Source organism: Microbacterium sp. NPDC056234 (assembly GCF_042267585.1).
Classification (GTDB): Bacteria; Actinomycetota; Actinomycetes; order Actinomycetales; family Microbacteriaceae; genus Microbacterium.
The window spans coordinates 1,040,223-1,052,913 of record NZ_JBHJTE010000001.1 but is presented as its reverse complement, the minus strand read 5'-3'; the positions used below and the strand labels follow the sequence as shown (position 1 = coordinate 1,052,913).

Genomic DNA, 12,691 nt, shown 5'->3' with positions numbered 1-12,691 from the left:
CGCCGATCAGGCCGAGAGGAGGGCGATGAGCTGCGCCTTGGTCAACCGCGAGTATCCCGCTCGCCCCTCGGCGCGGGCGCGGTCCCGCAGAGCCGCCACGGAGAGCGAGGCCAGGGCTCCGGATGCCGCGGGCTCGGCGGTTCGGGGCTTGCGGGCGGCTGGCTTCGTGGCGCGTGCGGCTGCCGGCTTCGCGGCAGGCTTCGCTGCCGCTGCGGGTGCGGCGGTGGCGGGCTTAGCTGCGGGCTTGGTCGCCGGCTTGATTGCGGGCTTGGCTGCCGGCGCGGGTGCAGCTGCCGGCCCGACTGCGGGCTTCGCCGGCGACTTCGCCGCAGGCCCTGATGCCGCCTTCGCAGCTGGCTTGGTCGCCGTCTTCGTCGCGGGCTTGGCTTTCGGCGCCGTCGTGGACTTCGCCGCCTCGACGGCCGCGGGTTCCGGCGCCTTCTGAGCCGCAGCGGGAGCGGCTTCCGTCGAAGCGAACTGTGTGACGGGCGCATCGTCGGCAGCACGCTTCGGCGTCGTCTCGGACTTCGTCCGTCCGGACTTCTTGGATTCGGCCTTCTTCGACTCGGCCTTCTTGGTCGAGTCCTTCTTGCCGGCGTCCTTCTCGGTCGCGCCCTTCTTGGCGGACTTCTTCGCGGCAGATGCCTTCTTCTCAGCATCCTTCGCGTCGGCTTTGGCGATGATCCTGACGACCGCCTTCTCGACGCGACCGGTGGCCTCGGCGGCGGCCTTCTCGACCTTGCGCGGCTTGGCGGCGAGCTTCTTCTTGGAGACCTTGGCTGCGTCCTTCGCTTCCTCGGCGAGCGACTTGAGCTTCTTCGCGTCTTTCTTGGGGAGCTTCTTGCTGAGCTTCGCGGCATCCTTCGCCACGGATGCTGCGGCGTCGATCGCTGCTTCAGCCGACCTCTGAGCCTTGGTCTTCTTCGCCATGAGCGTCCTCACCATCCGATCCGGCCGCCCCGGTGGGCCGCTGTGAACCCGCTGATGATATCTGGCGCGTGTGAACGGGATGAGTCCTTAGGACGTCCGACCACGAAGCCACCAGCGCCAGCCTCGAGAATCCCGCCGCCGACTCATCATCAGGGCCGCTCAATCCGGCGCCGCGCTGTGGTAGCACTGGCGATCACGGTGAAGGCGGGGCTGCGGCTCGGCGCCGCGACGTCGTGGACGGTTGCACCTGCAGCGGTGACGGCTACGCCGGGTCGGCGGACAGAGCCTGACCCGGGGGCACGGGAGAAACGATCCCCGGACACGAAGAAACCCCCGATTTCTCGGGGGTTTCCGTGGCGGTGACGGTGGGATTTGAACCCACGGTAGGGGGTTACCCTACACAACTTTTCGAGAGTTGCACCTTCGGCCGCTCGGACACGTCACCGCGGACTAGTTTACGTGAGACGCGGCATCCGCGCGAATCGAGCGTTCGGCACGGCGTCAGACGGCTTCGACCTCGAGCACGAGCGCGGATGCCGGCGCGAGCAACGGCACTCGGACCCCGACCGCGCCGAGCAGCGATCCGGGCAGCTCGCAGCTCCCCTGAGCGATCCACGGCACCGGCTTCGCGTCCAGGAACGTCTTCGCCGACAGCGCCGGGACCACCCGCACGCGGTAGTCCGCCGCGGGGTCGAGCCCTGGGAGCCGCAACGCCGGCGGCACCGCCCACTCCCCCGTCGCTTCGCGCGTCAGCCGGAAAAGCCCGTGTCGGCGGTCCGACGACACCACGCCCGTCAGCACCTGTCCGTCGTCGTCCCCGTGGCCGTGCACGAGCTCGCCGGAGTGCATGAGCCCGCGCAGTCGCTTGTACTCGCCGATCCACGCCTTCACGTCCGCGCGCTCGTCTGCGGTCAGGTGGGTGATGTCGGTCTCGATGCCGCCATGCGCGAACAGCGTCGTCGCGACCCGGAACCGGAGCTCGGTCGCTCGCTGGGTCGTGTGGGCCGTGGCCGGACCGATGTGACTACCGATCAACTCGGGCGGCAGGAGCAGCTCGGTCCAGCGCTGGATGCGCGAGCGCTCGAGAGGATCGTTGGTGTCGGATGCCCAGATCCGGTCGGTGTGCTCCAGGATGCCGAGGTCGACCCGAGCCCCACCGGACGAGCAGGACTCGATCTCGACGTCGGGGTGCCGGCGACGCAGCTCGTCCAGCAGCGCGTAGACCGCACGGGTCTGCGCATCGATCCCCGCACGTCCGGCATGCACCGCTTCCAGCACGTCCCGGTTCTGGTCCCACTTCAGGAACTCGATCGGATACTCGGTCAGCAGCGACCCCAGCCGCTCCAGCAGGTAGTCCGCGACCTCGGGCAGGGCGACGTCCAGCACGAACTGGTTGCGCCACGACCGGGTGCTCCGCCCCGGCATCCGGAGAAACCATTCCGGATGCTCAGCCGCGAGCGCCGACTCCGGACTGACCATCTCCGGCTCGACCCACAGTCCGAATCCCATCCCGAGCGCTCGCACGTGCTCGACGATCGGGTGGAGCCCGTCCGGCCAGACGGTTCCGTCGACATGCCAATCCCCGAGTCCCGCGGTGTCGCTGCGACGGCCGAGGAACCAGCCGTCGTCGAGCACGAACCTTTCGACTCCGACCTCGGCCGCCACGTCGGCCAGCGCGGTCAACGGTTTCAGCGTGTGGTCGAAATAGACCGCTTCCCAGGTGTTCAGCACCACCGGACGCGGTGCCGACGGATGCGCAGGGCGCGCGCGCAGCGACCGATGCAACCGCGAGGAAAGTCCGTCCAGTCCGGCATCGCTCCACACGAAGACGGCAGTCGGCGCCGCGAACGCCTCACCGGCCGCGAGAACGATCTCGTCCGGTCGCAGCAGTTCCCCCGCGCCCAGCACGTTGCGTCCCTCCGGCAGCCGATCCGTGCGGTAGACGGCATCCGCGCTCCACGCCAGATGCACGGCCCAGACCTCACCCGAGCGGTCACCGAAGCCCGGCGTCCCTGCCACGGCGAGCGTCGGGGCGTCATGCCCCGTCCGGCCGCGCCGCGACTCACGCAGATGCGTGCCCATCGAGATCGGGCGGCGCTGCGGCGAGCGCTCGCGGGTCCACCGTCCGGTGAAGTCGAGCAGCTCGCGCGCGCGGGCGGCGACCGGCAGTGTCGCGTCGAGCCCGGCGATCGTCAACGGTGCGTCGCCGTCGTTGACCACGCGATGATCGACGCGCAGCACGCCGGCGTCATCGAACCGCAGCGCGCTGTGCAGCGTCATCCCGTCGGCCGACGCGACGATGGAGAAGCCGTGTGCGTCGGCATCCCTGTCCGTGACCGACCAGTCCGGGTACAGCGGTGCACCGGCGACCGCGCCGGACAGAGCGGGACGCCCCTCCCATCCGTCCCGCTCCGTCGGCAGGATCGTGAGCGGCCATGCCACGTCGAGCGCGCTGGCCGAGATCTGACGTGCGCTCGCGTCGTCGAGGGAGCTGAGCGCCGCGTCCGAGACGTCGCCGACATCCTCGCCCCAGTGCAGCACTTCGGGCAGTCCGTGGTCGCGGAACGCGACGATCAGGGCAGCGCCCGCGGCATGGAAGCGGCGAATGGTGGGCATGAAGAAACCTCCGTCGTGACGGCCGAGCCGTCCACATAAGATTCCCGCGAACCAGCCCACTTTGTCAATATATGAAACAAAGAGGCTAGGTGAGGAGCCCTCGAATCGCGATTCCGGCTCCCGCCCGCGCCCACTTCGAGAAGTCCCACGCACGCACGTCCAGATCGACCTCCGCGGCGTCCTTGTCGAGTCGCTCGGTGAGCGCCGCGCGCATCGCATCTCCGCCCAGCTCGTGCACGGCGATCCCGTCGCCGGTGAGCACGACCTTCTTCGGGTCCACGAGGTTGACGACCGTCGCGATGAGCGCGCCGAGCGCGCGGCCGGCGTCGGCGAAGGCCGCCTGTGCGATCGGATCGCCGTCGCGGGCCGCCTCGACGGCCTGCTCGTACTCGTCCTCGGCCCGGCGCACCGCCTTGCTGATGGCCGCACTCACGAGCATGCTCGACACGCACCCGCGGTGCCCGAGCCCGCAGTACGGTCCAGCCTCGTCGACGATCATGTGGCTCATCTGACCGGCCCGAGCGTGCGCGCCGTCGACGACCTCCCCGTTGACGACCAGCCCGCACCCGATGCCGACGCCCACGGTGATCAGCGCCATGTCGTCGATCCCCGCGCCCGCGCCGAACCAGTGCTCGGTCGCGGTCAGCGCCTGGACGTCGTTCTCGACCGAGCACGGCAGTCCCGTGGCCTCCGCCACCAGGGACCCGAGCGCCACGTCGGTCCAGTCCAGGAACGCGGAGCGCTCGACGATGGCGCCGTCGCGCCGCTGCCGAGCGCGACCGGCCAACGCGATCCCGACGGCGGACAGCTCGTGCCCCGCCTCGGCGAACTCGCGTGCGACGACGGCGATCTGAGCCACCACATCCGCCGGTTCCCGCGATTCGATCGGCTGTTCCGCAGCCGCGACGATGCGCGCGGACAGGTCGGTGACGACGGCGTAGAGCCGGTCGCCGGTGAGCTTGATCCCGAGGAAATGCAGCGCCTCAGCGCGCACCGAGAGCATCTCGGACGGGCGGCCGGTCTGCCCGACCAGCCGCGTCTCCCCCTCGGTCAGGAACCCGCCGTCGACGAGCTGTCGCGTGATGCGCGTCAGGCTCGCCCTGGACAGCAGAAGCCGTCGTGCGATCTCGGCGCGCGGCAGCTCGCCGTGGATGAGAACCTCCAGCAGGGCCGCGCGCATCTGTGCCGACATCTCGGCCATGTTTGTCACCTCAATAAACATAGTATGTTGCGCGGATCCCGCCGCTCTTGAAAGGATCTCATCACATCCGCCGCGAAGGAGCGCCGATTTCCATGACAACGGACCACCGCAGCATCCTCTGGGAGACCCCCGGCCTCTCCGTGCGCTTCGCCACCCCCGAGCACGGCCCCGTGTCGGTGCTCGCCGTGCGACCGGCCGGGTCGCCAGCGCCGGAACCCGTCCTTCCCGACGCACACGGCGAGCAGCCGCTCGTGGAGCTCTCCGCCTTCGGGCACGGCCGGTTTCCCGGGAGCTACCGCCACGTGGACACCGTCATCGGCCGCGAGCTCCGCTTCGCATCCGAGACGCGCACCGAGGACGACGGCCGGCACGAGCTGCGCATCGCCCAGGTGGACGTCGATCGCGGCATCCACGTGACCAGCGTCTTCGAGACATACGGATCGACCGCAGCCCTGCGCACGTGGACCGAGGTCACGGTCGCCACCGACCTCGTGATCGATGCCGTATCCAGCTTCGCGACCGGATCCTTCCTCGCCGACGCGCGCGCGGACTCGGTCGACGCCCTCGTCCTCGCGCACGCCGACAACGATTGGATCGCCGAGAGCCGGTGGCGGGTGGAACGGCTCCGCGCCGCCGGCCTCGTGGATGTCCTGCGGCAGGCGCACCACCACCAGCCGCCGCGCACACGCATCGCGCTCGGGAACCGGGGCTCCTGGTCCAGCGGTGAGAAGGTTCCCGTCGCCGCCGTCGCCGCCGCGGATGCCGGATACGCACTGGCCTGGCAGATCGAGCACAACGGCCCGTGGCTGGCGGAGCTCGGGGAGAACGGCCACGGCGCCTATCTGCTGCTGTCCGGCCCGACCGACCAGGAGCATCAGTGGAGCGTGCGGCTCCGAGACGGCGAGATGTTCGTCTCGACACCCGTGTCGGTCGCCGTCGCGCTGGGCGATGCGACGGACGCCCTGCGCGCACTCACGGACCACCGCCGCGCGATCCGGCATCCCCGCGCCGCGGACGATGCGCTTCCGGTCGTGTTCAACGACTACATGAACACGCTCATGGGCAACCCGACCACCGAGCGGCTGCTCCCGCTCGTCGACGCCGCGGCCGAGGCGGGCGCTGATTACTTCTGCATCGACGCGGGCTGGTACGCCGACGGGCATTGGTGGGACGGCGTCGGCGCCTGGGAGCCGTCGACGGTCCGCTTCCCCGGCGGCATCGCCGAGGTGACGGAGCACATCCGATCGCGCGGCATGGTGCCGGGGCTCTGGCTCGAACCCGAGGTGATCGGCGTGCGGTCTCCGCTGGCCGAGTCGCTGCCGGACGACGCGTTCTTCCAGCGACACGGCGTGCGCATCGCCGAGCACGGTCGGCACCTCCTCGATCTGCGCCATCCCGCCGCCCGTGCGCACCTGGATGCCGTGGTCGACCGCCTCGTGGACGACTACGGCATCGGCTTCATCAAGATGGATGAGAACACCATGACCGGCCCGGGGAGCGACCTCGGCGGAGTCGCGCCCGGTCACGGGCATCTCGAGCACGCCAGGGCCCTGCTCGACTGGATCGACGCCGTCCAGGCGCGCCACCCGGATCTCCTCATCGAGAACTGCTCCTCCGGCGCGATGCGGATGGACTACGCGCTGCTGTCGCGCCTGCACCTGCAGTCGACCTCGGACCAGCAGGATCCTGTCGCGTACGCATCGATCGCCGCGGCCGCACCGGCGGCCATCCTGCCGGAGCAGGCCGGCAACTGGGCGTATCCGCAGACCGGGATGAGCACGGAGGCGCGCACCTTCGCCCTCGTGAACGGAGTGCTCGGCCGCATGTACCTGTCCGGGTACCTCAACCGGATGACCCCCGTCGAGGTCGACGACGTGCGCGCCGCCGTGACCGCGCAGAAGACGGTGCTCGCCGGCATCCGCGACCGCCACCCCGTCTGGCCCCTCGGCCTGCCCGCGTGGGGTGCGGACTGGGTGTCCCTCGGCCTGCATGACGTCACGGCCGCGCAGGCCTACGTCTCGGTATGGCGTCGCGCCGGAGACGGCACGGCGGCGCTGCACCTGCCCTGGGCCCGTGGGCGAGAGCTCGAAGTGATCCCGTTCTTCCCGACGGATGCCGCCGGCTGGACCTGGACGTGGGATGCCGAGGCCGGCGTCCTCGAGACGACCGCGCCGGCGGCGGAGCCGAGCGCCCGCACGTTCGACATACGCGCGGTGTGACGCACGGCCCACGAGGAGGCAGCTCCCGGCGATGCCGGAAGCCGCTTCCTCGTCGCGTCAGCGGACGCCGACCGGCGTCCGCGCGCCCTCCCATTCACCGGTGAAGTGGTTGTAACACGTCGAGTTGTCCAGCTTCGAGCGATCCGGTGCCTTCTCGCCGCTCACGATCTTGCCGATGCGCTCCGGATCGGGAGCGGCCATCGCAAGCAGCCTCGTGTAGTCGTGGTGCGGGTCGAGGATCACGGCATCGGCCGGCCCTCGTTCGACGACGCGGCCCTTGTAGAGCACGAGGATCTCGTCCGAGAAGTGCCGCGCGGTCGCGAGGTCGTGCGTGATGTAGAGCACCGCGAGGTCGTCCTCGCGCTGCAGCCGGCCGAGCAGGTTCAGCACGCCGAGTCGGATCGAGACATCCAGCATGGACACCGGCTCGTCGGCCAGCACCACCTGCGCACCGGGTGCGAGCGCCCGCGCGATCGCGACGCGCTGACGCTGGCCTCCGGAGAGCTCATGCGGTCGCCGTTGCGCGAACGACTCGTCCAGGTTCACCCGCTCCAGCATCTCGATGACGCGCTCGTAGGTCTCGTGCGCCCCGCGCGTGCGCTTGTGGATCCGCAGGGGGCGCGCGATGTGGTGCTCGATCGAGTGGAACGGGTTGAGGGAGGCGAACGGATCCTGGAACACCATCTGCACGTGGCTGCGATATTCGCGCCCCGATACCGTCCGGCCATCCGCCTGTCTGACCTCGATGCTCCCGGAGGTGGGCCGCTCGAGCTTGGACAGGATGCGGGCGATGGTCGACTTGCCCGATCCGGACTCCCCGACCAGAGCGACCGTCCTGCCGGGGACGAGGTCGAACGAGACGCCGTCGACGGCACGGAACCGCTGATGGCGCAGCCCCTTGCGGATGCTGAACTCCTTGACGAGGTCGGTGACCTTCACACCGGTCATGCGGGCGTCTCCTCGGTGTCGGTGCCGCCATCGACGTCGATGCCGGTGCGGATGAACGATCCCCTCGAGCCGCTCAGACTCGGGAACGAACCCAGGAGCTTTCGGGTGTACTCGTGACGCGGATCCCGGTACATCTCGTCGGCTGAACGCAGCTCGACGATCTCCCCCTGGAGCATCACCGCGATGCGGTCGCTGATCTCCAGCAGCAGCGGCAGGTCATGGGTGATGAAGATCACGGCGAAGCCGAGCTCGTCGCGAAGACGCACGATCTCCCGGAGGATGTCGCGCTGCACGACCACGTCGAGCGCCGTCGTCGGCTCGTCCATGATCATGATCTGCGGTTCGAGGATCATCGCCATCGCGATCATGACGCGCTGCCGCATGCCGCCGGACAGTTCGTGCGGATACGAGGTCAGGCGAGCCGGATCCACTCCGACGCGGGAGAGCACATCCGCCGCGCGTGCACGTCGCTCGGAGCGCGACATCTGCGGACGATGAGCCTGCAGGACATCCTCCAGCTGCACGCGGATGCTGGTGACGGGGTTGAGCGCGTTCATCGCGCCCTGGAACACCATGGACAGTTCCGACCAGCGGAACGCTCGCAGCTTCTCGTCGCCGAGCTCGAGCAGATCGACGTCGCCCGCGCGGCCGTGGAAGACGATGCTGCCCGTCGTGATCCGGGCCGGCGGCTTGTGCAGCCGGCTGATCGCATACGCGAGCGTCGTCTTGCCGCACCCGGATTCACCGGCGAGGCCGAGGATCTCTCCCGCGGCGAGGTCGAACGACGCGTCGCGCACCGCGGTGACGGGCGGGTCGACCTCGTAGACGACCGTGAGATCGGAGACGGACAGCACCGGACGGCGTTCTTCGATGACAGCACTCATCAGGCACGCTCCTTCATGCGCGATGCGCGGCGTTCACGACGCTCACTGCGCGCGTGCAGGCGCACGTTCTTGAGCTTGGGGTTGATGATCTCGTCGATGGAGAAGTTCACCAGCGACAGGCCCATACCGAACAGCGCGATGATGAGCCCCGGCGGGATGAACCACCACCACGCTCCGAGCGGCAGGGCGAAGCCGTTCTGCGCGTAGAACAGCATCGTGCCCAGGGTCGAGGCGTTGGACGCCCCGAGCCCGAGGAACGACAGGCCTGCCTCGCCGAGGATCGCGGCGATGACGGCGAACACGAACTGGGAGGCCAGCACGGGCAGCAGGTTCGGCAGGATCTCGACGACGATGACGCGCCATGCACGTTCACCGGCGACGCGGTTGGCTGCGACGTAGTCACGACTGCGGATGGACAGCGTCTGCGCCCGTAGCACTCTGGCCGATCCGGCCCAGCTGGTGATCGCGAGAACCACGGCGATGGTCCAGAGCCCGCGCGCCTCGGCGGGCACGAAGCCCGAGATGACGATGACGAGCGGAAGGCCGGGGATCACGAGGAAGACGTTCGACAGCAGCGAGAACGCCTCGTCGGCGAAACCGCCGATGTAGGCGCCCAGGATGCCGAAGAAGGCCGACAGCACGGTCGCGAGGACGCCGACGATGAGGCCGATCTCGAGCGAGCCGCGGGTGGCGTATGCGAGTTGCGCGAAGACGTCCTGACCGGTCTGCGTGGTTCCCATCAGGTGCTCGGCGGATGGAGGGGTCAACCCGATGTTGCTGATGGCGGCAGGGTCGCCGACGAACATCGGTCCGATCAGCCCGAACAGGGCGATCGCGCCGATGAGGATGAGTCCGGTGGCGAGCCACGGGGTCATCGTCGGAAGCATCTGCCGCAGTGCCGAGCGCGATCGCCGGCGTGCGCCGTCGCGTTGCTGACGGGTGACGATGAGCTCGGTGCCGTCGACGACCGTCGGGTCCGTGCTGGGTGCGATGTTGGTCATGGCGATCAGCTCCGTGCCCGCGTGCGGGGATCGATGAGGCCGTAGAAGAGGTCGACGATGAAGTTCGCTCCGAGCACCGCCAGCGTGATGAACAGGAACAGGCCCTGCATGAGCGCGTAGTCGTTGTTGGTCACCGCGGAGAGCAGCTTCGAGCCGATACCCGGGTAGGAGAACACCTGCTCGGTCACGACGGACCCGGACACGACGAAGCCGAGCGAGATGGCGAAGCCGGCGATCGAGGGGAGCACGGCGTTGCGTGCCGCGTAGCCGCGCAGGATGGTTCCGTTCGCCAACCCCTTCGCGTGCGCGGTGAGGACGTAGTCCTCGGACAGCGTCGAGACCATCATGTTGCGCATCCCGAGCAGCCACCCGCCCAGGGACGCGATGACGATCGTCAGGGCGGGGAGGAACCCGTAGTAGAGGGCGGACTGGATGAACTCCCAGTTCCAGCCGGGGTCGAGGATCACGTCGTAGCCGCCCTGCGACGGGAACCAGCCGAGTTGCGTGGAGAGGAAGTAGACGAGGATCAGCGCCAGCCAGAAGTAGGGCACCGCGGCCAGCAGGGTCGTCGCCGGAACCAGCGAATCCAGCCAGGTGCCCGGCTTCCATCCGACGAGCGCGCCGAGGGTGATGCCGATGATGAACGACAGCACCGTCGCGACGCCGATGAGCATGATGGTCCACGGCAGCGAGGTCGCGATCACCTCCGACACGGGTGCCGGAAAGTAGGTCACGGACACGCCGAGATCGCCCTTGAAGACGTTCACGAGGTAGTTCCAGTACTGCGCGATCAGGGGTTGCGAGGAGTCGCCCCCGAGGAGGAGTTCGTATGCCTGCCTGGTCTCGGCGGACACCTGGCCGCCGCGCTGCTGGAGCTTGGCGAGCAGGATGTCGACCGGGTTGCCCGGCAGCAGCCGCGGAATCAGGAAGTTGAGCGTCAGCGCCGCCCAGAGGGCGACGATGTAGAAGCCCACCTTTCTCAGGTAATAGTTCACCGATCCGCGCCTTCCGTCTGTGCGAACTCCTCCTCGGTCACGGTCACTCGCCCGTGGGCTTCAGCGCCTTGAAGATCTGGGCGTTGTCCGGAGACGCCCAGATCGCCGGGAAGGCGTACAGGTTGTCCAGCGTCGGCCATCCCGTGAACTTCGCCGTGTTGAACTCGCTCGTCGTTCCGCCCGTGAGGATCGGGATGTACGGCATCTCCTCGACGATCGCCGCCTGGATGATGTCGAACTGGGCCTGACGCGCAGCGGTGTCCTCCGGGCTCGTGCGCTTGAGCACCGCGAGCGCCTCATCGACCGCCGGGTCGCTGAATCGCGACACGTTGACGGGTGCGGTCTCGCCGACCTCCGCGGTGTTGGCGGTGGAGAAGTTGTTGTTGTAGAGGTAGTACGGATCGCTGGCGGCGCCCTGACCGAGCGAGTCGATCGCGAGCTGGTATGTGCCCTTGGTCTTCTTGTCGGTCCACTCGTTCCACGACGACTGCGCCGCGGTGACGTCGATGCCGGCGGCCTTCAGCTGCTGGGCCATGGTGTCGATGGCGGTGATGTAGTCGGTCCAACCGGTGACGACCTCGATCGTGAGTTTGAGGGGCTCGCCGTCCTTGGCGTAGATGCCGTCGGCGCCCTTCGCGTAGCCCGCACTCGTGAGCAGCTCATCGACCTTGTCGAGGTCCGGCTCGCTCGGCACCGTGCGCTCTTCGATCGCCGCGGAGATGTACTCCTCCTGCGCGGGGAGGAGGGCGAAGGTCGGCGACATGTCGCTCGCGGTGTCCTGGAAGGCGAGCGAGTTCACCTGGGGTCGGTCGATCGCGTAGTAGATCGCCTTGCGCACGGCCGGGTCGGTCTGCGGACCGGTGCAGCCGAGGTCGGCGTTCGAGCACGTCAGCAGCGCCATCTGGTTCATGCCGATGGTGATCGCCTCGTACCCGGGGTAGTTCTTCGAGACGTTCTCGATGTCGGGCACGGGCCCGGTCTGCCAGTCGATCGTTCCGGCCGCGAGTGCGTCCACGCCGGCGGTGTTGCCTGAGAGGGACAGGTAGCGGATGTTCTCGACCGCCGGCGCGCCATCCCAGTAGTCCTCGTTCGCGGTGAGGGTGAAGGCCTGCGCTTTGAAGTTGTCCAGCACGTAAGGACCGGTCCCGACGGGCTCGGCCAGCACATCAGCCACAGGGTCGACGTCCTTCCAGATGTGCTCCGGCACCATGAACGTCTTGCCGAGGACCTCGGGGCCGGTCACGAACGCCGGCTCCGGGAACGCGATGCTCACGTGCGTGTCGTCGATCTTGCTGACCTCGCCCTTGAACCCGCCGGTGTTGATCGCCGGAGTGTCCTTGATGAGCTGGAAGGTGAAGACGACATCATCCGCGGTGAACGGCTCGCCATCGGACCAGGTCACCCCCTCGCGCAGCGTGATGTCCAGCTGGGTGCCGTCCGCGTTCCACGTGTACTCGGTGCCCAGCAGCGGCGTGAACTCCTCGGTGTTGACGTTCGTGACGAAGAACAGCGATTCGTAGATGGTGCCGAGGCCGCCGATCTTGGTCGGCGAGTACGGGTTGAAGTTGATCTGGTAATCGCCGGCCTGACCGGTGAAGCCGACCAACGTGTTGGCGTCGCCGGAGGCGCCGTTGGCACCCGCGGCACCGCCGGCCGGGCTGCAACCGGTCAGTGCCAGCCCGAGCGCAACCGCCCCGGCGCCGAGGGCGAGCGTCGCGCGGCGTGCGCGCTGTGAGCCAAGAAGCATCGGTGATCCTTTCCTCACGCCACGGCATCGTGACCGTCGGCGTCGACGAGCCCTGCGCAGTTGCAGGGGCGGAAGGTCGGCCTCCCGCCCGGCCATTGTTACGCAGTGAAACGAACCCTGTCAAGGATCTTTGTCGACAAATGAAACTAA

9 protein-coding genes and 1 tRNA gene are annotated in these 12,691 nt (G+C 68.6%); 1 reads left to right on the top strand and 9 read right to left on the bottom strand.

The annotated features are described in order from the left end of the window. Positions 1-6: 6 nt before the first annotated feature. From ACFCYE_RS04980 to ACFCYE_RS04965, 4 genes are all read right to left on the bottom strand, one after another. Positions 7-930: a hypothetical protein gene (locus ACFCYE_RS04980; RefSeq protein WP_376176814.1), complete on the bottom strand. Its 924-nt coding sequence runs from the start codon at positions 928-930 to the stop codon at positions 7-9. Positions 931-1,284: 354 nt separating this feature from the next. Next, positions 1,285-1,375, bottom strand: a tRNA-Ser gene (locus ACFCYE_RS04975). Between the two features lie 56 nt (positions 1,376-1,431). Continuing rightward, positions 1,432-3,546, bottom strand: a complete 2,115-nt coding sequence (locus ACFCYE_RS04970; RefSeq protein WP_376176812.1) for an alpha-galactosidase — start codon at positions 3,544-3,546, stop codon at positions 1,432-1,434. A gap of 85 nt (positions 3,547-3,631) precedes the next feature. Further along, positions 3,632-4,747 carry an ROK family protein gene (locus tag ACFCYE_RS04965; RefSeq protein WP_376176810.1) on the bottom strand — a complete coding sequence of 372 codons (1,116 nt, stop codon included), beginning with the start codon at positions 4,745-4,747 and terminating at the stop codon, positions 3,632-3,634. A 92-nt stretch (positions 4,748-4,839) separates the two neighbouring features. Here ACFCYE_RS04965 and ACFCYE_RS04960 point away from each other — a divergent pair, with 92 nt between their 5' ends. After that, positions 4,840-6,966, top strand: coding sequence for a glycoside hydrolase family 36 protein (locus ACFCYE_RS04960; protein WP_376176808.1), 2,127 nt, complete (start codon positions 4,840-4,842; stop codon positions 6,964-6,966). A 57-nt stretch (positions 6,967-7,023) separates the two neighbouring features. Here the strand turns inward: ACFCYE_RS04960 and ACFCYE_RS04955 are convergent, their stop codons facing one another. The 5 genes from ACFCYE_RS04955 to ACFCYE_RS04935 are packed head-to-tail and all read right to left on the bottom strand — an operon-like array spanning position 7,024 to position 12,541. Continuing rightward, positions 7,024-7,914 (bottom strand): ABC transporter ATP-binding protein, encoded by an 891-nt coding sequence (locus ACFCYE_RS04955; protein ID WP_376176806.1) that lies wholly within the window; start codon positions 7,912-7,914, stop codon positions 7,024-7,026. After that, entirely contained in the window at positions 7,911-8,798 is an 888-nt protein-coding gene (locus tag ACFCYE_RS04950; RefSeq protein ID WP_376176804.1) for an ABC transporter ATP-binding protein, read from the bottom strand. The genes ACFCYE_RS04955 and ACFCYE_RS04950 overlap by 4 nt, the downstream gene beginning before the upstream one ends. After that, on the bottom strand, positions 8,798-9,799 hold the full coding sequence (locus ACFCYE_RS04945) for an ABC transporter permease (RefSeq protein ID WP_376176802.1): 1,002 nt from the start codon (positions 9,797-9,799) through the stop codon (positions 8,798-8,800). The genes ACFCYE_RS04950 and ACFCYE_RS04945 overlap by 1 nt, the downstream gene beginning before the upstream one ends. Before the next feature lie 5 nt (positions 9,800-9,804). Then, the gene (locus ACFCYE_RS04940; protein WP_376176800.1) at positions 9,805-10,794 is read right to left on the bottom strand and encodes an ABC transporter permease; all 990 of its coding nucleotides are present in this window, start codon (positions 10,792-10,794) and stop codon (positions 9,805-9,807) included. A gap of 43 nt (positions 10,795-10,837) precedes the next feature. Next, positions 10,838-12,541, bottom strand: coding sequence for an ABC transporter substrate-binding protein (locus tag ACFCYE_RS04935; RefSeq protein ID WP_376176799.1), 1,704 nt, complete (start codon positions 12,539-12,541; stop codon positions 10,838-10,840). Positions 12,542-12,691 lie beyond the last annotated feature (150 nt).

What these genes read in the sequence shown, in the direction of transcription:
- ACFCYE_RS04980 (WP_376176814.1), bottom strand. Translation starts at nt 930, where the DNA reads ATGGCGAAGAAGACCAAGGCTCAGAGGTCGGCTGAAGCAGCGATCGAC.
- ACFCYE_RS04970 (WP_376176812.1), bottom strand. Translation starts at nt 3,546, where the DNA reads ATGCCCACCATTCGCCGCTTCCATGCCGCGGGCGCTGCCCTGATCGTC.
- ACFCYE_RS04965 (WP_376176810.1), bottom strand. Translation starts at nt 4,747, where the DNA reads ATGGCCGAGATGTCGGCACAGATGCGCGCGGCCCTGCTGGAGGTTCTC.
- ACFCYE_RS04960 (WP_376176808.1), top strand. Translation starts at nt 4,840, where the DNA reads ATGACAACGGACCACCGCAGCATCCTCTGGGAGACCCCCGGCCTCTCC.
- ACFCYE_RS04955 (WP_376176806.1), bottom strand. Translation starts at nt 7,914, where the DNA reads ATGACCGGTGTGAAGGTCACCGACCTCGTCAAGGAGTTCAGCATCCGC.
- ACFCYE_RS04950 (WP_376176804.1), bottom strand. Translation starts at nt 8,798, where the DNA reads ATGAGTGCTGTCATCGAAGAACGCCGTCCGGTGCTGTCCGTCTCCGAT.
- ACFCYE_RS04945 (WP_376176802.1), bottom strand. Translation starts at nt 9,799, where the DNA reads ATGACCAACATCGCACCCAGCACGGACCCGACGGTCGTCGACGGCACC.
- ACFCYE_RS04935 (WP_376176799.1), bottom strand. Translation starts at nt 12,541, where the DNA reads ATGCTTCTTGGCTCACAGCGCGCACGCCGCGCGACGCTCGCCCTCGGC.